The 20,242-nt window shown below is 43.6% G+C and carries 20 protein-coding genes and 1 pseudogene; 13 read left to right on the plus strand and 8 right to left on the minus strand.

Translation table 11 applies throughout. The features are described 5' to 3' along the window. Nucleotides 1–181: 181 nt before the first annotated feature. The 9 genes from I1A59_RS01500 to I1A59_RS01540 all read left to right on the plus strand — a co-directional run bounded on the left by I1A59_RS01500 (nucleotide 182) and on the right by I1A59_RS01540 (nucleotide 9,512). Complete coding sequence (locus tag I1A59_RS01500) at nucleotides 182–1,543, plus strand: 6-phospho-beta-glucosidase (protein WP_196091058.1); 1,362 nt, start codon at nucleotides 182–184, stop codon at nucleotides 1,541–1,543. After that, nucleotides 1,536–2,933 carry a glycoside hydrolase family 1 protein gene (locus I1A59_RS01505; protein WP_196091059.1) on the plus strand — a complete coding sequence of 466 codons (1,398 nt, stop codon included), beginning with the start codon at nucleotides 1,536–1,538 and terminating at the stop codon, nucleotides 2,931–2,933. The genes I1A59_RS01500 and I1A59_RS01505 overlap by 8 nt, the downstream gene beginning before the upstream one ends. Nucleotide 2,934: 1 nt before the next feature. Further along, nucleotides 2,935–4,044: a MupG family TIM beta-alpha barrel fold protein gene (locus I1A59_RS01510; protein ID WP_196091060.1), complete on the plus strand. Its 1,110-nt coding sequence runs from the start codon at nucleotides 2,935–2,937 to the stop codon at nucleotides 4,042–4,044. A 411-nt stretch (nucleotides 4,045–4,455) separates the two neighbouring features. Beyond that, a complete protein-coding gene (locus I1A59_RS01515) occupies nucleotides 4,456–6,447 on the plus strand; it encodes a PRD domain-containing protein (RefSeq protein WP_196091061.1) in 1,992 nt (663 codons plus the stop codon). A gap of 12 nt (nucleotides 6,448–6,459) precedes the next feature. After that, the gene (locus I1A59_RS01520; RefSeq protein WP_196091062.1) at nucleotides 6,460–6,771 is read left to right on the plus strand and encodes a PTS sugar transporter subunit IIB; all 312 of its coding nucleotides are present in this window, start codon (nucleotides 6,460–6,462) and stop codon (nucleotides 6,769–6,771) included. A gap of 1 nt (nucleotide 6,772) precedes the next feature. Further along, nucleotides 6,773–7,096, plus strand: coding sequence for a PTS lactose/cellobiose transporter subunit IIA (locus I1A59_RS01525; RefSeq protein WP_196091063.1), 324 nt, complete (start codon nucleotides 6,773–6,775; stop codon nucleotides 7,094–7,096). A gap of 316 nt (nucleotides 7,097–7,412) precedes the next feature. Then, nucleotides 7,413–7,850, plus strand: a complete 438-nt coding sequence (locus I1A59_RS01530) for a DUF3284 domain-containing protein (RefSeq protein WP_196091064.1) — start codon at nucleotides 7,413–7,415, stop codon at nucleotides 7,848–7,850. A gap of 12 nt (nucleotides 7,851–7,862) precedes the next feature. Continuing rightward, complete coding sequence (locus I1A59_RS01535) at nucleotides 7,863–9,239, plus strand: PTS sugar transporter subunit IIC (protein ID WP_196091065.1); 1,377 nt, start codon at nucleotides 7,863–7,865, stop codon at nucleotides 9,237–9,239. Between the two features lie 129 nt (nucleotides 9,240–9,368). Next, nucleotides 9,369–9,512 (plus strand): hypothetical protein, encoded by a 144-nt coding sequence (locus tag I1A59_RS01540; RefSeq protein ID WP_196091066.1) that lies wholly within the window; start codon nucleotides 9,369–9,371, stop codon nucleotides 9,510–9,512. Nucleotides 9,513–9,559: 47 nt separating this feature from the next. On the opposite strand, the gene I1A59_RS01545 is transcribed toward I1A59_RS01540, so the two are convergent. The 6 genes from I1A59_RS01545 to I1A59_RS01570 all read right to left on the minus strand — a co-directional run bounded on the left by I1A59_RS01545 (nucleotide 9,560) and on the right by I1A59_RS01570 (nucleotide 15,045). Next, complete coding sequence (locus I1A59_RS01545; protein ID WP_196091067.1) at nucleotides 9,560–9,937, minus strand: type II toxin-antitoxin system HicB family antitoxin; 378 nt, start codon at nucleotides 9,935–9,937, stop codon at nucleotides 9,560–9,562. Nucleotides 9,938–9,971: 34 nt separating this feature from the next. Then, nucleotides 9,972–10,163: a type II toxin-antitoxin system HicA family toxin gene (locus I1A59_RS01550; protein ID WP_196091068.1), complete on the minus strand. Its 192-nt coding sequence runs from the start codon at nucleotides 10,161–10,163 to the stop codon at nucleotides 9,972–9,974. Between the two features lie 859 nt (nucleotides 10,164–11,022). After that, nucleotides 11,023–12,381: a HAMP domain-containing sensor histidine kinase gene (locus I1A59_RS01555; RefSeq protein ID WP_196091069.1), complete on the minus strand. Its 1,359-nt coding sequence runs from the start codon at nucleotides 12,379–12,381 to the stop codon at nucleotides 11,023–11,025. Continuing rightward, nucleotides 12,368–13,036 (minus strand): response regulator transcription factor, encoded by a 669-nt coding sequence (locus tag I1A59_RS01560; RefSeq protein WP_196091078.1) that lies wholly within the window; start codon nucleotides 13,034–13,036, stop codon nucleotides 12,368–12,370. Before I1A59_RS01560 ends, I1A59_RS01555 begins: the two co-directional genes overlap by 14 nt. 218 nt (nucleotides 13,037–13,254) lie before the next feature. Beyond that, on the minus strand, nucleotides 13,255–13,902 hold the full coding sequence (locus tag I1A59_RS01565) for a PepSY domain-containing protein (protein WP_196091070.1): 648 nt from the start codon (nucleotides 13,900–13,902) through the stop codon (nucleotides 13,255–13,257). Nucleotides 13,903–13,992: 90 nt separating this feature from the next. Continuing rightward, nucleotides 13,993–15,045: an ATP-binding protein gene (locus tag I1A59_RS01570; protein ID WP_196091071.1), complete on the minus strand. Its 1,053-nt coding sequence runs from the start codon at nucleotides 15,043–15,045 to the stop codon at nucleotides 13,993–13,995. A 506-nt stretch (nucleotides 15,046–15,551) separates the two neighbouring features. On the opposite strand from I1A59_RS01570, the gene I1A59_RS01575 reads away from it, so the two are divergent. From I1A59_RS01575 to I1A59_RS01590, 4 genes are read left to right on the plus strand one after another with little or no spacing between them, the layout of a single operon-like run. Then, on the plus strand, nucleotides 15,552–16,511 hold the full coding sequence (locus I1A59_RS01575; protein ID WP_196091079.1) for an ABC transporter substrate-binding protein: 960 nt from the start codon (nucleotides 15,552–15,554) through the stop codon (nucleotides 16,509–16,511). Between the two features lie 12 nt (nucleotides 16,512–16,523). After that, entirely contained in the window at nucleotides 16,524–17,498 is a 975-nt protein-coding gene (locus tag I1A59_RS01580) for an ABC transporter substrate-binding protein (RefSeq protein ID WP_196091072.1), read from the plus strand. 54 nt (nucleotides 17,499–17,552) lie between these two features. Further along, the gene (locus I1A59_RS01585; RefSeq protein WP_196091073.1) at nucleotides 17,553–18,449 is read left to right on the plus strand and encodes an ABC transporter permease; all 897 of its coding nucleotides are present in this window, start codon (nucleotides 17,553–17,555) and stop codon (nucleotides 18,447–18,449) included. A 12-nt stretch (nucleotides 18,450–18,461) separates the two neighbouring features. Beyond that, complete coding sequence (locus tag I1A59_RS01590; protein WP_196091074.1) at nucleotides 18,462–19,262, plus strand: ABC transporter ATP-binding protein; 801 nt, start codon at nucleotides 18,462–18,464, stop codon at nucleotides 19,260–19,262. An 84-nt stretch (nucleotides 19,263–19,346) separates the two neighbouring features. Here I1A59_RS01590 and I1A59_RS01595 read toward each other — a convergent pair whose 3' ends face one another. After that, nucleotides 19,347–19,829, minus strand: a complete 483-nt coding sequence (locus I1A59_RS01595) for an arginine repressor (protein ID WP_196091075.1) — start codon at nucleotides 19,827–19,829, stop codon at nucleotides 19,347–19,349. 223 nt (nucleotides 19,830–20,052) lie between these two features. Further along, nucleotides 20,053–20,242, minus strand: a pseudogene (locus tag I1A59_RS01600) (IS110 family transposase); the annotation flags it as partial.

The following is a 20,242-nucleotide window of genomic DNA, read 5'->3' on the forward strand; positions in this document are numbered from 1 at the left end:
TATTATGTCTAGAAAAAGTAACGTTTCTTTTGAGAACAAGCTGAGAGCTGGAATAAAGAAGGGTTGTACAAAACTTTCAATCTTTTCCGCTTCATTACGGAAAAACCAGGTTTGTGTATCCGTTTACAGAGTTATTGGAAAGGTCTATAATCGAGGTAGAGTATAGAGACAGGAGTCTGTTATGAAGTCTTTGAAATTGGTGACGCTTGGGGGTGGGTCTTCCTATACCCCTGAATTGGTGGAAGGGATGATTCTGCGAGCAGCGGAAATTCCCATTCGTGAGTGGTGGTTTGTAGATGTGGAAGAGGGTGCTTGGAAGCAGGAGATTGTGGTCAATTTAGCACGTCGGATGGTCGTTAAGGCTGGTTTGGATTGGAAAATTCATGCGACCTTGGATCGGCGGCAGGCGCTCGAAGGGGCAGATTTCGTGACCTCCCAGTTTCGGGTGGGGCAGCTTGCAGCTCGTTACCTGGATGAGACCTTGCCGCTTTCTTATGGCATGATTGGGCAGGAGACCAATGGTGCTGGTGGGATCTTCAAGGCCTTCCGCACCATTGAGGCCTACAAGGGAATTGTTGCAGATATGAAGGAAATCTGCCCCGATGCCTGGCTCATTAATTTCACCAATCCAGCTGGGATGGTAACCGAAGCCATTCGGAATTATTTGGGGTGGGAAAGGGTGATTGGCCTCTGTAATATTCCCGTTGGTCAGAAGAAAAAGGCTGCCGAGGTCTTGGGGCTCGAGGAAAGGAAACTGATGACCCGGCATGTTGGTCTGAACCACTTTCATTTCCATGAAGTTTGGGATCAAGAGGGGCAGAATCGAACGGCCGAAGTTCTAGAAAAGCTTTACGGGGATGCTAAGCCTCAGCTGGCGGAAGCCGTTAAAAATATTACCAATCTAGAGTTTCCAATTGAACTCTTGCGAACCATTGGACAACTGCCTTGTGATTACCACCGTTATTATTTCTTGGAACAAGAAATGCTGGCAGATGCCTTAGACCAGTATCAAAAAGGGCAGGTACGGGCTCAGGTGGTGCAAGAGGTGGAAGAGCAGCTCTTTGAACTCTACCAGGATCCGGAATTAGCCGTTAAACCCAAACAGTTGGAGCAGAGAGGTGGGGCCTACTATAGTGATGTGGCCTGCCAGATTATCCAAGCCATTTATCAGGATAGTCGGGAAGAATTAACGGTGTCGACTGTTAATCGAGGGGTGATTCCTTATTTACCGGAACATTGTGTGGTTGAAGTTTCTTGCCTGATTACTGCTCAAGGGGCTATTCCCTTAGCCTGCCCACCGACCAAGGGATTGGTGAAGGGCTATTTAAAATTGATGAAAGAAATGGAGCTCGCAACAGTAGAGGCGGCTATGTCGGGCGATTACGAGCGAGCTTTGGAGGCCTTTGCCTTGAATCCCCTGATTCCAAATGGCCAAGCTGCTGAGCGCTTGTTGCAAGATTTATTAGTGGCACATGAGGCTTACTTACCTCAGTTTGCGCCAGTAATTGCAGATATAAAAGAAAAGAGGCAACAATATGACTAAAGAATATATGTTTCCAGACCGTTTTCTATGGGGGTCTTCAACATCCGGTCCCCAAAGTGAAGGGATTGAACCTGGTGATGGGAAGGGGATGAGTAACTGGGACTACTGGTATTCTGTGGAGCCTGAACGCTTCCACGGGCAAATTGGACCAGAAAAAACATCAACTTTCTACAAGAATTTTGCCCAGGATTTGGATTTGCTTGTGGAAACAGGGCATACCGTTTTTCGTACTTCGATCCAGTGGTCCCGCTTGATTCCCCAAGGTCGTGGGGAGGTCAATCCACAGGCGGTTGAATTTTATCGCCAAGTTTTTCAAGGTGTTCGTGATAGGGGGATTCAGCTTTATGTGAATCTTTATCATTTTGATTTACCTTATGCTCTTCAGGAAGAAGGGGGATGGGAATCGAAAGAGATTGTTTGGGCTTATGAGGCTTATGCAAAGGCTTGTTTCCAGTTGTTTGATGACTTGGTCGATCGTTGGATTACCTTTAATGAGCCCATTGTCCCGGTAGAATGCGGTTATCTAGGGGACTATCATTACCCCGCCAAAGTGGACGCCAAGGCTGCAGTAGCCGTAGCCTACCATACGCAATTGGCTTCAGCTCTGGCAGTCCGGGCTTGCCATGAAAACAATCCAGAAAAGAAGATTGCTATTGTTTTGAATTTGACTCCGGCCTATGCCAAGAGTCAAGACCCAGAAGATTTAAAAGCTGCTCGTATTGCTGAGCTGTTTCAAACCAAGTCTTTCTTAGATCCATCTGTGAAGGGGCATTATCCAGAGGAGTTGGTGGACTTGATGGAGGAGTATGGTTTGACTCCAGAGGTCACCAAAGAGGAGTTGCAAATAATCGCGAATCATACAGTTGATTTCTTAGGTGTCAACTACTACCAACCCTTGCGGGTTCAGGCTCCTCTACTAGAGTATCAAGATGGGGATCTCCTTGTGCCGGATCATTTCTTTGCCCCATACGATATGCCAGGTAAAAAAATCAATCCACATCGTGGTTGGGAGATTTACGAACAGGGGCTATATGATATTGCCCTTAACCTGCGGGACAACTATGGAAATCTGGAATGGTTGGTAACGGAGAACGGCATGGGGGTCGAGGGGGAAGAGGTCTTCAAGGATCATGGTCGTATCCAAGATGCCTACCGTATCGACTTTGTCAAAGGGCATTTAAAAGAATTGCATCGTGGAATTGAGGAAGGGTCCAATTGCAAGGGCTACATGATGTGGACCTTTATTGATTGCTGGTCATGGTTGAATGCCTACAAAAATCGCTATGGGTTTGTCGAGTTGGATTATGAGAGTCAAGAACGAACAATCAAGAAATCGGGTCTGTGGTTTAAAGAAGTTAGCCAGGCCAATGGATTTCTAGAGGAGGAGTAACATGATCGGATTTGGTTTTTCCCTATATCCGGAAAACTATAGCTTGGAAGAGTGCCAAGCTTATATGGAGCTCTTAAAAGCTTACGGAGCTAAGCGTTTGTTTATGAGTCTCCTTCAATTAGAGGGAGTGGGTGCAGAACCGCTGGAGCATTACCGGCAGTTGATTGCGGTTGCATCAAATTTAGGCATAGAAGTGATCGCGGATGTCAGTCCTGGCTTTCTTGAGAGCAATGGCTGGCAAGGCCAGCTAATGGAAAGAGCGGCAGATTTAGGTTTGGCAGGGATTCGTCTGGATGAAGCCCTGCCCATTGAAGAAATTGTGGCGATGACTCATAATCCCTTTGGAATCAAGGTGGAACTGAATCTCTCTACGGATAAAAAATTGGTAACTCAGCTGTTGACAGAGGGAGCCAACATGGAATCTGTGATAGCCTGTCATAATTTCTACCCACATGCCTATACAGGTTTGTCCCAAAAACACTTCTTAGAAATGTCAGCCTTCTTTAAAGAGTATGGCATTCGTACAGCTGCCTTTGTTTCTGCCCAAACAGCTTCAGAAGGACCTTGGCCTTTACAGGAAGGCTTGCCAACGCTGGAAGAGCACCGTTTCCGTCCTTTGGCAGCTCAAATCGAATGGATTAAGGCAACAGGTCTCATAGATGATGTCTTGATTTCCAATCAGTTTGTGAGGCAGGAAGAATTGGAAGAAATTCGCCCTGTTCTTCATTCGAAAGTTGTCACGCTGGAAGTGCTCGGGAAACCCGATTTGACCGAACTGGAAAAGGAAATTATCGCTTTTGATCATATCTATCGTGGGGATATTTCAGACTACCTATTACGATCGACTCAGCCCCGTATTGTCTATGCCAAGGAGAGTCTCCCTCCTCGAAGCCAAATTTCTTATAAGGTAGAACGAGGGGACGTTTTAATGGATAATGACCTCTATGGTCGCTATAAAGGGGAATTACAGATTGCTCTTCGAGACTTTGAAGTTTCGCCCAAAGTGAACCGGGTAGGTCGTGTGTCAGATGCTTACTTGCCAATTCTAGAATTTATAAAACCTTGGCAGGAATTTCGCCTAATACTCAATGAAAATCAAAAATTAAACTAGGAAGTGAGCCGCAGACAGCTCGAAATCTCTGGGAGAGGTTTTGAGCTTGCTGATAATACTTTCGAAGAAAGTTTCAAATAAGTACGGCAAAGTTGACAAAAACTTCGTTTTTTCAACTAGAATCTCAGACAGTCTCCCAGACTGTCTGACCTGACAACGTTTAATACTCGAAACAGTTCGAAATCTGAAAAGGCAATCCGATGAAGACAGAACTGAGGGTTCGGCGAAGAGGATTAACACATTCAGATTTTGAAATGTAATGAGTATAAATTTGATTTTCAAAGATTATAGCCTTATCAGAGGCCGAAGAATTTCACTAAAGAAACGGAAAAAGGAAGGATTTTGGAAGCGGTGACAAATGGTATAATGTTTTCATAAGATAGTTATTTATGAATGCAAAAAGGAGGGATCATGCTTTCCAAAAAAGAAGTACGCCTCTTAGACCATCTTACCCAGAATCCGAGTCAGTATTACTCCAGCAAGGAGCTTGCTGAGCTTCTCGGGGTTAGTGATCGAACCGCCCGAAAGTATTTACAAAATTTGGCAACTTCCTTGGAGAATTCAGGAGGCAAGCTGGAATCGAAACAGGGGAAGGGTTATCAACTATTGATTGAAAGACCCTTGGAGTTTCAAGTCTTTTGGCAGGAAGAGTTGAGTCGCAGGAAACAGGGCTTGGATTTGAACCCTCTGGAAGAGGCTGAGGATCGCGAGCGCTACTTGCTTCATAAACTATTCTTCGAGGAAGGGGAGCTAGCCTTGGAGGATCTGCAACAGGAGCTGTTTATTGCTCGGACGACCCTTCAGACAATCGTAGCGGAAATTCGGAAACTGCTAGCGGCTTACCAGCTCAAGTTGGTGGTCCAAAAAGGGCGCGTGCGGGTTGAAGGCTCAGAGGTTTCTAGTCGGAATTTTATGATGGATTATTTCTTTGGTCAGGAGAGCCAGCACCTATCCTATGGTCTGGTGGAGAATGAGCTTTTAAAAGATATTTCTTTTTCGAGTTTACTGACCATCGTGATTGATCAGTGTCGGGCCGCAGGCCTTCGGATTTCAGATTTTGTGATGAAGAATTTGGTTCTCCATATCGCCTTACTCTTGCAACGGGTCAAGCAGGGAGCTAGTCTCAAGGATTTTCCCTTGGCCCCGCAGTTGGCATCTTCGCGTGAATTGGAAGTAGCCCAAAGGATTCTAAGTCGAGTGGAAGACCAGTTTGGGGTGGTGCTTGCTCCTGAAGAAGCCAACTATATCGCCCTTCATTTAAAGGTAAAATTGCCAGATGACCGCAATCAGTTCCATTCTGGACAAGAAAAATTACTAGCTCACCTGACCCAGGTTCTGGAGATTTTATCCCAAGAATCGGGTTTGAACCTGGTCCAAGATTCTCAACTGGTCAAGGGCATTCTAGCCCACTTGCAGCCCTTATTAACACGTTTGGAAAATGGGATGACCATGGGGAATCCGCTGCTTGAAACCATTCAAGCAGACTACCAAGAGGTTTTGGGATTGACCAAGAAGGCCTTTTCCAACTTACCAGAGTTACAAGGGTTTCAGGTATCCGATGATGAATGGGCCTATTTAACGCTTCACGTCCTGGCTGCTATTGAACGGTACCAAAGTGAAGATAAAACCCGGGTACTGGTGGTCTGTTCAACCGGTGTCGGTTCAGCTCTGATGCTCAAGAATCGTCTGGAAAAGGAATTTGCGAGGGATTTAGAGATTGTCGATGTTCTCTCTTATTATGAAATAACCGAGGATCGATTGGAAGGAATCGACTTGATTGTTTCTTCTGTCAGCCTGTCAAACCTGGTTTTTCTAACACCAGTTGTAACGGTCTCTGTATTTTTATCCGATCAAGACATTAAAAAAATTCGGAGTCAGCTCCAGCGGGTCAGTCTGCCAAGTCGAGAGTCAGGGAAGCATCGCTGGTTGACCTTGTCCCAAGCCCGCTTGATTGCTACGAGTCTTTTTTCACCGGATCGCTTCCTGGTTTTCGACACAGCTGATCGTGATTTTATCCTAGAAGAATTAATTGCCAGCTTGGACGAGGGCTTTAAGAAAAAAGAATTGAAGGAATTCAAAGAGCAGGTGGACTTGAGGGAGAGTTACAGTTCGGTGGTTTTTGGGGAAGCTTTAGCTTTTCCTCATCCGGCCAAACCTTTGAGCTATACAGAGCAAGTCGCAGTTGCCGTGGTGCGGGACAAGGTGGAGTGGGAAGCTGGTAAAGGCGTGTCCTTTGTCTTCTTGCTGTCACCTTCGACCGGTCCGAATCCTAACTTTAAATATGTATCCCCATCCTTGGTGGGCTTTGTCCAAGATCCGACTCTCCAGGAAAAACTCTTGGCGGATCCAACATATGAACAATTATTAGAAATTATGATTCCCTTGATACAAGCACAGGGGTAGAAGGAGACAACTATGAAAAACATTATGTTAGCTTGCAACGCAGGAATGTCAACCAGCATGTTGGTAACCAAAATGCAGAAAGCTGCTGAAGACAAGGGCATAGAAGCAAGCATCTGGGCAGTTCCTGTTTCAGAAGCGGATAATGAAGTACAAGATAAAGCCATCGATGTCATCTTATTGGGACCACAAGTTAAATTCCTCCTCAATGACTTCAAGGATAAATTTGAACCTAACATTAAAGTTGATGCCATCAATATGATGGACTACGGAGTGATGAACGGTGAGAAAGTCTTGGATGCTGCACTGGCTCTAATGGAGGACTAGGATGGATACAGGTCAACACTTAGAAGCAATCATGGGGCTAATCATGTATGGTGGCGAGGCCAAAGGTTACGCTGTGCAAGCTATACAGGCAGCCAAAAAGAAAGAATTTGAGGAAGCGGACCGCCTCTTAGAAGAGGCAACTAAATCCCTCAATGTTGCCCATAATTCACAAACGGATCTCTTGGCCAAAGAAGCAGGTGGTCAAAACATGGAGCTAACTCTCCTCATGGTCCATGGACAGGATCACTTGATGACCGCTCTAACCTTTATTGATCTGGCCAAAGAATTTGTAGATGTCTATAAACACATGGCTTTACCTAGTTAAATGTCAAATCAAAATACTTGTAATACTCAATGAAAATCAAAAATTAAACTGACAACGGTAAAATTTGATTTTCAAAGAGTATAAAATTTCAAAAAGATGACTAGGAAAACCGCTGTAGGTAGTACAACAGGTCTGGGGGACCTGTTGTATATGATCGCTGAAGTTTGATATAGTCTTTTAGTTTGCTTTTAGTACAAGGCAGCGAGTCGCAGACAGTACTGAAGTACGGCAAGACGAGCTAACACAGTAATAAAAGATAAACTAAAAGAGTATAACGTCAGATCTTGAAATTTAATAAGTATAGAAGGAGACGTAAATGAAGGTCACAACAGTTGGGAAAGTACCAATAGATCAGGTATTTGAGGTAGTCCTCCAATCCTTAGAGGATGATTATCAAGAAAATACAGGAAAAGTGCTGGAACCCCATGAACGAACTGCGGGTTTAAGTTACGTCAAACGTTTCGGAGATAAGAACCAACATACCGTCGGGGTCAAGATCTTGAACTTGGAGCAACCCAATCTGTATAAGGTCCATTTCCAATCCAATCGGGGAGATGAATTCATTACCTATGAATTTCAAGCCCTTAGTGAGGAAGAAACCCAGCTGAGCTACGCTTATGACTTCGTAGCTAGAGACTGGTTTGGCAAGGCCAATCATTTCCTGATGTCCAAACTGCTGACCAAAAGCCTGGAGCGACAGTTTGACGCCCAACTCCAGGCCCTCATTCGACATGCACAAGAAAAACAAGAATAGGAGGTTGACTTCATGTCCAACTTTACAGAAAAGTTCATGGAAATAGCCGGTAAAATTGGTTCTCAGCGCCATCTGATTGCCATCCGGGATTCCTTTATCTCCACCATGCCCATTACGATGGCGGGAGCCGTAGCCGTTCTTTTAAACGTGTTCCTACGCGACCTGCCAACCAACCTTGGCTGGACCGGTTTTGTTGAGGCTGTCCAGCCCATCATTGATATCAATGGTTATGTTTACTTCGGAACCATTGGGATCATGGCCTTGATTTTTGCCTTTAGTTTTGGTTATCATCTTTCCCAAATGTATAAGGTAAATCCTCTGGCCGGTGGTTTGATTTCCTTTGCGTCCTTTGTCGCAACCATTCCACAGAGCCTAATCATCTCCACCCCCTTGGAAGGGATTGATAAGGCTGCTCTTGCTGGGCTGGAAAAAATCGGCCTTACTCTGACAACAGTGGATGGGCTAACGAGCCTTGAAACCAGCCAATGGGGAGCCATCGCCCTCAAATACGGTGGTGCTACAGGTCTCTTCTCCGCACTTGTAATCGGCTTCTTGGCTACTTGGGTCTATGCGATCTTGGTGAAACACAATGTTGTGATTAAATTGCCAGACACTGTTCCACCAGCTGTTAATAAAGCTTTTGCGGCAATTATCCCTGGAACAGTTGCGATTTATGTATCTTCTATCCTAGCTTACGGAGTCTTCGCCCTTACTGGTCAATCCTTGAGCGATGTGGTATCTACCTATATTCAAATTCCATTACTTGGCCTTTCTCAAGGACTTGGATCCGTTATTTTGGTCACCTTCTTGGTGCAACTCTTCTGGTTCTTTGGGCTACACGGGCACAATGTCTTGGCTCCTGTTATGGAAGGTATCTACAGCGTTGCTCTGAATGAAAACACAGCTGTTTACAATGCGACCCAAAGTACAGCCGACCTCCCATGGCTTTGGACACGGGGCTCCTTTGATGCCTATGCTCAAATGGGTGGATCTGGGGTTACCCTAGCCTTGATCATTGCCATCTTCCTATTCTCTAAACGGGAAGAATACAAGGTTGTGGCGAAACTTTCTGCTCCAATGGGAGTCTTCAATATCAATGAACCAATGATTTTCGGGATCCCAATGGTTCTCAATCCCCTCTTTGTTATCCCATGGTTGATCGTGCCACCCATCTGTGCAACGATCGCCTACCTCGCAACAGCCTCCGGCTTGATTCCACCTGTCTTTGCTGCGGTACCATGGATTACCCCTCCGGGACTCTATGCCTACCTCGCAACCGGTGGTTCCGTCATGGCCGCTGTCGTATCCCTTTTTAACCTTCTGGTAGCATTCCTTATTTGGACCCCATTTGTCATTGCGTCGAATAAGGTGGAGGCGGGTGACCAGTAATGTTCTGAATACTCTTTGAATTTCAAAATCTGACGTTGTCAATCCTCCTTGATGAACTTCAGTTCAACCGTCGTCGGATTTCCTAGTCATTTTTTTGAAATTCTTCGATTATTCTTATTTGAAGTTATTATGAGTAAGAACCGATATCCTTTTTTACTGGCCTTGGGGACTTTCCTGATTGCGATTAGTCCTCTTTATGGCAATCCTTATTTCAACATTATCTCCGGACTTGTTCTAATTCTGCTGAGTGTAGGTTTGAGCAAGCGCAAATAACACAAAAGCAGCTTGCTAGAAAAAATAGCGAGCTGCTTTTGTGTTATCTATAAATTTAGTTGGGATTGGAGTGCTTTGGTGAGAACTTCAGAGTAATTGATTCCCTCTCGATCAGCTAGTTTGGTAAGCCATTCGGGGACTGTTACATTTTTCCGGATGGCTTTATTATTTTTTATAAAAGGTGTTGGATCTGCTTGAATGAGGGTAACAAATCCATCAGGAGCTTCTAGAGTATCAAGATCAACCCTTTCTGGTAATGTCATTTCTTCATCTAAATAGAGAGCTAGGGTACTTTCAAGAAACTCACGAGCATGCTTCATGGCTTCTTCAAGATTGTGTCCTTGCGTTCCCCCACCAAATCCTGGGAATTCTACCCAATACCCTTGATTTTCTTTATGAAAGATGGCTGGATATGTTTTTAACATGGTGACCTCCAAAATCTTAAGAGACTAGGGGCTTTTACTTCAGCCCCAAATCTTTTAGGATTTTCTTTTCAAGTCCATTCCCAAGGTCCCTATTTCCGTGAACTGGGATGGTGACAATCTTTGAAAATCCTTCTTTTTTGAAATGGTGATGGCTCCCATCGACGCGGACTTCTTTCCAACCGTTTCGAATAGCAAGCTTCATCATTTCCTTTCCTGTAAGTGGCATTGAACTTTTACCTCCTTACAAAGTATATTGTATGCGCATTATGCGCGTTTGTCAATGAAAAGGATGTTTTAAAGAACAAAAATTGCAGTAAAAGACACTGATTTGAGACGGCTAGAAAGCGATTTCAGCAATCTAATTACATTTGAGTAGGGACTGTTATCGTTTGTATTCTTTATAGTTTGTTAATTTATCTTTTATTATTGTGTTAGCTAGTCTTGCCGATAAAACTTCTCCGAAAGTTTTATCGGCAAGCTCAAAATCTCTCTCAGAGATTTTGAGCTGTCCCCGATTCGCTGGCCTCTGCTAAAAGCAAACTAAAGGACTATTCTGCGTAAAAGGGATTATACGAACTAAAATAATAAAGGGTCTGGGAGAAAAGTACCAGCCTCTAACTTTTATTTTACAAAAATTCTTTGACGCAGTGGTTGATTTGGTCAAACAGCTAAAAGGCTGTTTGAGGTAACAGATAGGAGAGCGAAGCAAATAACAATCGTTCGCCTTTTATGGAGAGAACTTTTCATGTTCTCTTATCCAGAAACTCAAAGAGTCAATCCCTGACTCTTTGACATCCAAAAACAGACTCATTAACTTTGATAGGAACTTTGTTCTTTCCATCTATAAACTCTAAAGGCATTTAACATGCCTGGGAGATTCAAACTGTCTGGGAAGATACTGTTTGAACCCGAGCCTAACAATAAAATAGCGAGGTTGGTTTGGGGAGAAACCGTTTCAGCTTCCAACTTGAAATAAGGACTTGTAACGAACTCTTTTTTATCCAAGGGAGTTCTTTCCCACTCCTCTCATCAAATTGAAGAGTAATAGTAAGGGAGTTCTATTTCTGTACACAACTGGGGAACAGTCATTCCTTCACTGTCATCGGCAATCTCACAATAAAGCAACTGCCTTGTCCGACTTGGGATTCTACTTGAATGCTTCCTCCGTGTTGGTGGACGATTTGGCGAACGAGGGAAAGGCCGAGACCAATTCCTTGATCTTGATTTTTATTCCGATCTTGGGAGATTTGGTAAAATTTTTCCCAGATGTGGTCGAGTTGGTCGGCTGGAATTCCGGATCCGTTGTCGCTGATGCGCAGGGTTGCGGTGGCCTCGTCTGTCTCCAATTGAATATGAATCCAGTCTGTTGTGAATTTTCGGGCATTGGAGAGGAGGTTATCCAACAAGCGTTGCAGCTGAGTAATGTGGCCTTGAAGCTGGATGTTTTCTTGGATATCCACTTCAACTTTGATGCCTTCTGTTTCCAACAGACGGCGAAAGTCGGTGGCTTTCTCTCCAACTAATTTCGAGAAGTTGAGTGCTTGAAAGTCGACAATTCCACCTTCTTCTAAGCGAGCCAGTTCTAGAATTTGTTCCACTAAATTCTTCATTTGTAGGGCTTGGCGGTGGGTAATCGCATGTGACTCCTGGGCTTCGTCAAGGGTCTGAGCGTAGTCTCGTCCGTATTGGCTTTCCGAAAGGATAACCGTTAGCGGAGTGCGCAGCTCGTGGGAGACATCATTGGTTAGCTGGCGTTCGCGCTGAAAGGTACTTTCAATCGTTTCCAGCATATGATTAATGGTTGCCGCCAATTGTGTGAGCTCGTTCTTTTGTTGGCTTTGAGGAATTCTTTGGGAAAAATCCTGGCTGAGTCGAATGCGATCGGCTGTTTGGCCAATGGCCTCAACAGGTCGGAAGGCGGCTTTTAAGATGCGATAGCCTCCCCAACTGACGATGGCTATCAAAAATGGTGCAATGCCGGCAAGGGTTAGGAGAAACAATTGCAATTCGGGATTGCTATTGGCTTGGCTTGTGACAGCTCTGAGCCAGTGGGTGCTTCCAGGGATTTTTGTGTCAACGTAATAGTAGTCATGATTGTTTCCGCTTGTTTCTCGTACTTGTCCATTTGAGAAAGGGAGGCTACTATCGAAGTCACTAGGGAAGAAAGATTGAAGGGTTTGATTCTGCTCATTATAGATGGAGTAGTAGATACCATCGTCAAAGCCTTCCAGTTCATCTTCGTCTTCTGCTAGGTATTGGGCTGTTTCAATCGCTTCTTCTTGCAAGAAGTTTTGATCAACAGAGGTGGCTAGAGAATTGGTGAGGAGTAGGGCAAGTCCTAAAAAGCCTAGTAGAATAAGGAGAATAAAACTGGAGTACCAGGTATTAACCCTGCGAATGATAGAGGAATCGGATCTTTTGAATAGGGATTTAAAGGATGACATAACCAAGACCTCTTTTGGTTTGAATCAAGGAATCCTTAGAGGATTCTTGGAGTTTGCGGCGGATATTCTTAATCAGCACCTCAATATTGTTTGAATCGCCTTCGTAGTCGAAATCCCAAACGTGTTCGCGGATCCGATCACGAGAGAGGACTTGGCCTCGGTGAGTCATAAGATAAGCGAGAATCTCGTATTCCTTGGCAGTTAGGGGAATCAGCTGATCAGCCTTCCAGACTTGCTGGCTGGTTAAGTCCAGGCGGACGTGATCAATTTCAATGAGGGAAGAAGTGACATTGGCTTGTTCACGCCGAGTGATGGCCCGAAGGCGAGCCAGGAGTTCAGGGAATTCGAAGGGCTTGACGAGATAATCATCAGCTCCTAAGTCAAGTCCCCGAACCTTGTCCTCAAGGCTGTCTTTAGCGGTCAGAAAGAGGACAGGCGTTTGTTTTCCTTGATGGCGGAGGGTTTGAACAAGGCTAAAGCCATCCATGCGAGGCATCATGACGTCCACTACTAAAGCATCGTAATTCGTGGTTGCCAAATAATCCAAGGCTTCTTCTCCGTCAAAAGCGGCATCAACGCTGTAGGCCTGAGTCTTGAGTAGCTTGACTAAGCTACGATTTAAGTCTAATTCATCTTCAACGATTAGTAGTTTCATCATGTCCTCTTTTCTTTTTCTTCAGTATATAGTCTTTTAGTACAAGGCAGCGAGTCGTAGACAGTACTGAAGTACGGCAAGACGAGCTAACACAGTAATAAAAGATAAACTAAAAGAGTATATCAAAAAGACCATATCAAAAAGACCAGGGGATAAAGCCTAGTCTTTCTGTGATTTGCACTCTTTTGTGAATCTAAGTAGAAACTTGTTCTCAATCCCTAATAATCGCTTGGAGCTTCCGTGAGGCTTAGGGTCTTAGCATCTACCAGGATTTCTTGGAAGGTATCCTCATTTAGGATTTCAGCTTGATAGGTTACAGACTTGCTTGTGTTCTCAAGGCTGATATCTAAGATTTTTGCGGAAGGGTATTCTTTTAGGAGAGCTTTTTCGACATCGGCGATACTTTTTTCAGGTTGGGATTTCAGTTTCTCATCTGCCTCTAGTGGCTCTTCTGATTTGCGGATAACTTTTCCACTATCAGCATGGAGTTCTAATTCGATTTCCTTATCCTTGGTTTCAATACGGACTTCGTAAATAACTTGTTTGTTATCACGATCTAAACTCATGTCTGTGACGGTTCCTGAACCTACTTCTTTGAGAGCCGCTTTAGTCGCTGCTTCAAAGTTTAGTTTGGGATTCAAGGCTTTGATTTCTTGCAAGACCTGCTCGCGAACTTGTCCCTCATCCCAATCTTCATCATCTTCCCAGTCCCAATCCCAATCAAATTGATTTTCCATCGCTTGGACCGTCTCGATGACTGTTGGAGCATTTCCAGTGGCATAGATTGTCGCCGCTCCTGCAGCTCCAGTTCCCAGTACAAGGGCCGAAGTCAGTAGCAACCATTTATTTTTCAAGATTGTTTTCATAAAATTTTTCCTCTTTTCATTTGTTCTGCTGTTAGTATAAAGGAGAAAAATGAAGAGAAAATGAAGAACGGCTCATAAATGCAAAAAAAATTAAAAATCGTAAAGGGTCATGTGTTTCAAAAAATCACGGAATCTTGGAAGGGTTAGCTCTAGATAACCTCTTTTACTTGGATGAACAACCCCTTTTCGAATGAGTCTCTCCCTGTAGACAGAAAATTTATTGGCAGAGAATTCGAGCTGGTCACGGAGCTGGCTGACCGGTACTTCATTTCTGGGACTATCCAGAAATGCTTTTAGAACATCTCTATCTAAGTCTGATAGTTCGGACCAGATTTTATTGTAGACATATTCTTGTAAATAGTCATCGAAAGCGTCTAGTAACTCAACAAGAGCTTTTTCCTTCTCATTCCATTTTAGATATCCCAATACTTGGAAGGCAAAGGGGAAGCCCCTGGTTAGCCTACTCATTTCGATAGCTTCTTCATCAGATAAATCAAAGATTTCTTTATAGGACTTTGTAATGAACAGATAATTTAAAGGGGACAGGTATTCCTTTTTTGATCGATGTAGGAATGTGAGACTGGAATCATCCTGAAGAAGTGAGATATTTTCGTATAATCCGGTCATGAGCAGAAATACAGGCAGATCATCACTGATCCAAAGTTGAAATGAGGAAACAAAGGCTTTCAGATTATCTGATTTTGTAACCTCATCAATGGCGATGAGAAGTTTTTTGTTATTCTCCTTTAGTTGTAAGAGCATTTTTTCAAGGGCGAACTCTATGCTAACAACTGGTGGGACATTTTCTACATCAACACCTAAACCAAAGATAGAGAGGTTTAGTTTTGCCTTATGAAATAAAGCACTGATTTCTGGAATCTCGTATAATTTTGCAGCTAAACTTTCGAAAAGAGGTCTATTTGGATTTAACTTGATGGTGATCCAATCAGATTTCTGATTCAGGTGACGGACAATCTCATTCATCATAACCGTTTTACCAACTCCTCTAACACCTGTAAAAATATAGGATTGAGAAGAAGGATTGTCTGAGGTTAAATCTTCTATAATCGTTGTTGTTTGGGCTGTTCGGTCGATGTAGGTCAATGGTTTTTTTCCAAATCCCAGTGTAAATGGATTTGCCATTCGTTGCACCTCACTCTTTTATAATCCTAACTTTATTTTATAATCTTTTATAATTCGGCGCAACTTTTATATTCTTTTATAAAGTTTTATCATTCATCAATCCCTTACTTTGGATGTTTTTTTGGGAAAAATTCTGAAAAAGGGCTTGACACCTTTTTCAAAATAGTTTATTATACCCTTAACCTTAAAATGAAGAAAGGAAAAACTACGGTATGTTGAGAACTAGCCAGACAACAGCAGTGAATCATACATATTTCTACAGCTACTTTTAGATAGTGTTTGTAGCCAGGTTTCATGGATACAAACACGACAACGTTTCGTTTGTATCTATGTAGCTGTGGTAGTTTTGACTGTGCCTGCATAGATGATACATCTAAGTGGCAGGATCAAGTCAGTCTGTTTCTTCATACAGTTGAATTGAAAAGGGGCCGTTTAGATAGCAGAAACGGTCCCGTTTTTTGTATCCAAACTCTCATTTAAGGAAAAGAAAAAGAGGAGAAATGAATATGCGATTTAAGAAGTTTTTTATGGGCTCGGTAGCCTTTTTGTCCGCGGTAACACTAGCAGCTTGTTCGACATCTGGTGAAAATGCTGGTGATACGAAGGTAGGAATTATCCAGTACGCAGAGCACGATGCCTTAACAGCCACACGTGAAGGCTTTATGGAAGCTCTTGAAAAAGCAGGATACAAAGAAGGGGAGAATGTAACGGTAGACCTCCAAAACTCCCAAGGAGATCAAGCCAACCTTCAAACAATGGTTGAACAACTAGCTGGAAAAAATGATGTCAACTTTGCCATCGCAACTCCAGCCGCTCAATCTCTCTTAAGCGTTGATAACGAAACTCCATCGGTCTTTACAGCCGTAACAGATCCAGTTTCCGCTGGCTTGATTGATTCTTTGGAAAAACCAGGTGGAAGCATGACAGGTTCTACAGATGCGAGTGATGTCAAAGGACAATTGGATCTGTTGCTCAAAGTAGTGCCAGAAGCGAAAACGGTAGGGATTTTCTACAATTCCAGCGAGGTGAACTCTGAGGTTCAGGCCAAAGAAGCTGAAAAAATCTTGAAAGATAAGGGCATCAAGGTCGTTACAAAGACTGTCACAACAACCAATGATGTACAGCAAGCTGTAACCTCTCTTGCTGGTCAAGTAGATGCCATCTACTTCCCATTGGATAACACAGTTGCTTCAACTGCCAGCACCATTGGAGATGTCTTGAAAGAAGCCAAAGTCCCTGCCATGGGTAGTGACAATGCAGTTATTGAAGCAGCCCTCTTTACCTATGGTGTTGACTACCATGCTATTGGTGTTCAAGCTGGCGAATTGGCTGTCGACATTCTTAAAGGGGAAAAACCAGCAGATTTGGCTGTGAAGACACCTGAAAAAGCAAGCGTTGCTGTCAACGAGGAGATGGCGCAGGCTCTTGGAATTGATCCTGAAACCATCAGAGCATTAGAGAAATAAAAAGGAACATCTATGAAAAAAATCGGAAAGTATTTACTCACAACTTCACTACTTGGTCTAGCAGTCCTGGGCTTGGCTGCTTGTTCGAATACTCAAGGCCAGTCTGGAAGTGCTAATGGTGTTAAAGTCGGAATTCTCCAGTACATGGAACACGATTCTCTGACAGCTGCCCGTAAAGGATTCGAAGCAGAATTAGCAGACAATGGTTACAAGGAAGGTGATAAGCTAACCTTGGATTACCAAAATGCTCAAGGGGATCAAGCCAACTTACAAACAATTTCGGAACAACTCGTAAATAATAACGATTTAGTTCTTGCCATTGCGACTCCAGCAGCGCAAAGTTTGGCAACTGCTTCTACAGACACGCCTGTTCTTTTCACAGCTGTTACGGATCCGCTTTCTGCAGATCTAGTGGATTCAATCAAAAATCCAGGTGGTATGTTGACGGGCACTAGTGACCAGGCTCCAATTGATAAACAAGTGGAGTTGTTAGGTCAGGCAGTGCCAAATGCAAAAACGGTTGGAATTCTCTACAACACCAGCGAACGAAATTCTGAAGTTCAGGTTGAAACCGCTCAACCCTTGCTTGAAAAAGCAGGATATAAAGTGGTCTTAAAAGGAATCTCCAATACCAATGACGTCCAAGATGCAGTGACCAGTTTGATGAAGGGTGTGGATGCAGTCTTCATTCCGACTGATAATACCGCGGCTTCAACCATGACCATGATTGGAGAACTTTCCGTAGCTAACAAGGTACCAGTCATCGGTGGATCAACAGATATGGTGGATGAAGGTGGACTTCTCACTTATGGTACTAACTATGAGGCTCTTGGTCGCCAAACGGCTAAAATGGCCTTGAAGATTTTGGATGGTGCTTCACCAGCGGATACAGCTGTTGAATATCCTGAAACTGTTAGCCTCCATGTCAATGAAGAGATGGCTAAAAAGTTAGGAATTGACACCAACAAGTTAAGTGTAAAAGAGTAATTGAAATCATTGGGGACTTGAGCTTGTCTGCCAGTTCTCAAAAAGGAGTAGAACGTGGATCTTATTTTATCAAGTGTGTCACAGGGTCTTCTCTGGTCCATTATGGCCATTGGGGTATACGTGACTTATCGCATTTTGGATATTGCGGATTTGACCGCTGAGGGAGCTTATCCGCTCGGTGCAGCTGTAGCTGCAACCGGAATTGTTGGAGGGATGAATCCTCTCCTCGCAACCCTCTTGGCATTTGTAGCTGGAATGGGAGCAGGTCTGGTGTCTGGACTTCTCCATACCAAGATGAAAATTCCAGCTCTTTTGACAGGGATTGTAACCTTAACAGGATTGTATTCCATTAACTTAAAGATTTTAGGGAAAGCCAATGTGGCTCTTCTTCGTCAGGAGACTTTGGTGACCCAACTGCAAGGTCTGGGTTTAACCAAAACAACAGCTGTCCTTATTATTGGTAGTGTTTTCGTGGCAGTTGTGATCCTCTTGTTGACTTTGTTGATGAACACCCAAATTGGGTTGGCGCTGCGATCTACAGGGGATAACATTCCTATGAGTGAGGCCAATGGGATCAATGTGAATCGTATGAAAATCTATGGTTACATGCTTTCCAATGGTTTGATTGCCCTTGCCGGTGCTCTTTTGACTCAGAACAATGGGTTTGCGGATTTGAACTCAGGAACGGGTACGATCGTTATCGGCTTGGCATCTGTTATTATTGCCGAAGTGATTCTTCGCAATTTGCGTATCGGTTGGCGCCTGCTCTCAGTGGTTCTGGGATCCATCATCTACCGTCTCATTATCTTAGCGATTTTGGAAATTCCGGGTATGGATGCGGACTTGGTGAAACTCTTCTCAGCAACTCTATTGGCTGTGGTGCTCTTTGTGCCGGAAATTCAAAAGAAGTTGCGCGTGCGTAAGATTAATGTGACAGACAAAACGGCATAGGAGGGAAACAAGATGACAAGTATTTTATCGATTCAAGATATTCACAAAACCTTCGAAGCTGGTACAATTAATGAAAACCACGTACTCCGAGGGATGAATCTGGAAGTGCAAGAGGGGGACTTCATTTCAATTATTGGAGGAAATGGGGCAGGAAAATCAACCCTCATGAATACCCTAGCTGGAACTCTATTGGTAGACTCTGGGGATATCCTCTTGGAAGGTAAATCTATCAAGAATGTGCCAGCAGCTAAGCGTGCGGTTGATATTAGTCGTGTGTTCCAAGATCCCAAAATGGGAACGGCATCACGCTTGACCATTGAAGAAAACATGGCTGTAGCCTACCGTCGTGGTCAAAAACGGGGACTCAGCTGGGGGGTTAAAGACTCCGAACGCCAAGTCTTTAAAGAAGCCTTGAAAGAATTAGGGTTGGGTCTTGAAAACCGTATGAAGGTAGATACTCAATTCCTATCAGGAGGCCAACGCCAAGCCTTGACGCTGCTCATGGCTTCCTTGGTTAAGCCTAAAGTTCTCCTTTTGGATGAGCATACAGCTGCCTTGGATCCCAAAACTAGTGACATGGTTATGGACTTGACCAAAAAAATTGTTGAAAAAGATAAGTTGACAGCTCTGATGATCACCCATAATATGGAAAATGCCATCGAATATGGAAATCGTTTGGTCATGCTTCATCAAGGACGTATCGTTGTGGATGTTAAGGGGGAAGAAAAAGCCAACTTGACCGTTCAAAACCTACTAGACCTCTTCCACAAAAATAGTGGTCAGGCGTTGGTTGACGATGAAATGATGCTATAAGACTTTTCCAAGATTTTTAAGGTTTTCAGTAAGGATAGGTAAAATCGTAAAACATGAAAAGACCTGAATCGTTTGTGAATCGATTCAGGTCTTTTTTTCTTTTCCAAAAAAGAAAGGTGGAGTATATTTGCTAAGGATTTGGAAGGTTTCTTGGGCCTTGTCATGATCTTCACAGATGATAAGGCAGACGTCATCTCCGCAGACAGTAGCGACGATTTGATTGAGTGCCATGTTGTCTAAGATAGAACCAAAAGCTTGCGCTTGACCGGGGAGACTTTTGAGAATCACTTGGTGTTGCACCACGCGCATGAGTAGCAAGGAATCTTCCATATAAAAACGCAGGCGGTGCTCTAAATTGTTATTAGACAGGCTGACAGCCTGGTAGTAGCTACTGCCATTGTTGTTGACTTTGACGAGATTGAGATCTTTGATATCACGGGAAAGGGTGGCTTGGGTAACTTCGATACCGTTTTCTCGAAGTCGTGCTTGTAATTGGTCTTGAGTATGGATGTGTTCTTGGCTAATCAGAGAGCGTATCAGTTGCTGGCGCAGTGATTTTTTATACATAATGATTCCTCCTGTAATAAGTATAGCAAATTTTTTGCAAACGGAAACATGCAAGGTCTGCATTTTTATGATATAATAATAAATAAGTCTAGTGGTGAAAAGTCAAGTTCAAAGTTCTGAGCAGTTACTCTTTTTTTCAGAAAAAAGGGCGCACTGAAAAGAGCTAGCGAAAAATGATGTTTTTCAACCAATTTTCACTAGATTTTCAAGGAGTGTGCAGATCCTAATAGGTATCTTCCATAAGCCTCCTTGGTGGCGTATAGAGTTGGCGGTTGCGTAGTAGCACATCCACCAGACGCACAAATTTTCTAGCAGTTAAGACGAGAGCTCGTTTATGTTTGTTTTTTGGTACTTCTTGACACTTCTTCTGGTAATAGGCTTTGTATTCTTCGTCATAACGTCTGACAGAGTTG

The sequence above is a fragment of the Streptococcus sp. NLN76 genome (genome assembly GCF_015686645.1).
Classification (GTDB): domain Bacteria; phylum Bacillota; class Bacilli; order Lactobacillales; family Streptococcaceae; genus Streptococcus.

What these genes read in the sequence shown, in the direction of transcription:
- I1A59_RS01500 (WP_196091058.1), top strand. Translation starts at nt 182, where the DNA reads ATGAAGTCTTTGAAATTGGTGACGCTTGGGGGTGGGTCTTCCTATACC.
- I1A59_RS01505 (WP_196091059.1), top strand. Translation starts at nt 1,536, where the DNA reads ATGACTAAAGAATATATGTTTCCAGACCGTTTTCTATGGGGGTCTTCA.
- I1A59_RS01510 (WP_196091060.1), top strand. Translation starts at nt 2,935, where the DNA reads ATGATCGGATTTGGTTTTTCCCTATATCCGGAAAACTATAGCTTGGAA.
- I1A59_RS01515 (WP_196091061.1), top strand. Translation starts at nt 4,456, where the DNA reads ATGCTTTCCAAAAAAGAAGTACGCCTCTTAGACCATCTTACCCAGAAT.
- I1A59_RS01520 (WP_196091062.1), top strand. Translation starts at nt 6,460, where the DNA reads ATGAAAAACATTATGTTAGCTTGCAACGCAGGAATGTCAACCAGCATG.
- I1A59_RS01525 (WP_196091063.1), top strand. Translation starts at nt 6,773, where the DNA reads ATGGATACAGGTCAACACTTAGAAGCAATCATGGGGCTAATCATGTAT.
- I1A59_RS01530 (WP_196091064.1), top strand. Translation starts at nt 7,413, where the DNA reads ATGAAGGTCACAACAGTTGGGAAAGTACCAATAGATCAGGTATTTGAG.
- I1A59_RS01535 (WP_196091065.1), top strand. Translation starts at nt 7,863, where the DNA reads ATGTCCAACTTTACAGAAAAGTTCATGGAAATAGCCGGTAAAATTGGT.
- I1A59_RS01540 (WP_196091066.1), top strand. Translation starts at nt 9,369, where the DNA reads ATGAGTAAGAACCGATATCCTTTTTTACTGGCCTTGGGGACTTTCCTG.
- I1A59_RS01545 (WP_196091067.1), bottom strand. Translation starts at nt 9,937, where the DNA reads ATGTTAAAAACATATCCAGCCATCTTTCATAAAGAAAATCAAGGGTAT.
- I1A59_RS01550 (WP_196091068.1), bottom strand. Translation starts at nt 10,163, where the DNA reads ATGCCACTTACAGGAAAGGAAATGATGAAGCTTGCTATTCGAAACGGT.
- I1A59_RS01555 (WP_196091069.1), bottom strand. Translation starts at nt 12,381, where the DNA reads ATGTCATCCTTTAAATCCCTATTCAAAAGATCCGATTCCTCTATCATT.
- I1A59_RS01560 (WP_196091078.1), bottom strand. Translation starts at nt 13,036, where the DNA reads ATGAAACTACTAATCGTTGAAGATGAATTAGACTTAAATCGTAGCTTA.
- I1A59_RS01565 (WP_196091070.1), bottom strand. Translation starts at nt 13,902, where the DNA reads ATGAAAACAATCTTGAAAAATAAATGGTTGCTACTGACTTCGGCCCTT.
- I1A59_RS01570 (WP_196091071.1), bottom strand. Translation starts at nt 15,045, where the DNA reads ATGGCAAATCCATTTACACTGGGATTTGGAAAAAAACCATTGACCTAC.
- I1A59_RS01575 (WP_196091079.1), top strand. Translation starts at nt 15,552, where the DNA reads ATGCGATTTAAGAAGTTTTTTATGGGCTCGGTAGCCTTTTTGTCCGCG.
- I1A59_RS01580 (WP_196091072.1), top strand. Translation starts at nt 16,524, where the DNA reads ATGAAAAAAATCGGAAAGTATTTACTCACAACTTCACTACTTGGTCTA.
- I1A59_RS01590 (WP_196091074.1), top strand. Translation starts at nt 18,462, where the DNA reads ATGACAAGTATTTTATCGATTCAAGATATTCACAAAACCTTCGAAGCT.
- I1A59_RS01595 (WP_196091075.1), bottom strand. Translation starts at nt 19,829, where the DNA reads ATGTATAAAAAATCACTGCGCCAGCAACTGATACGCTCTCTGATTAGC.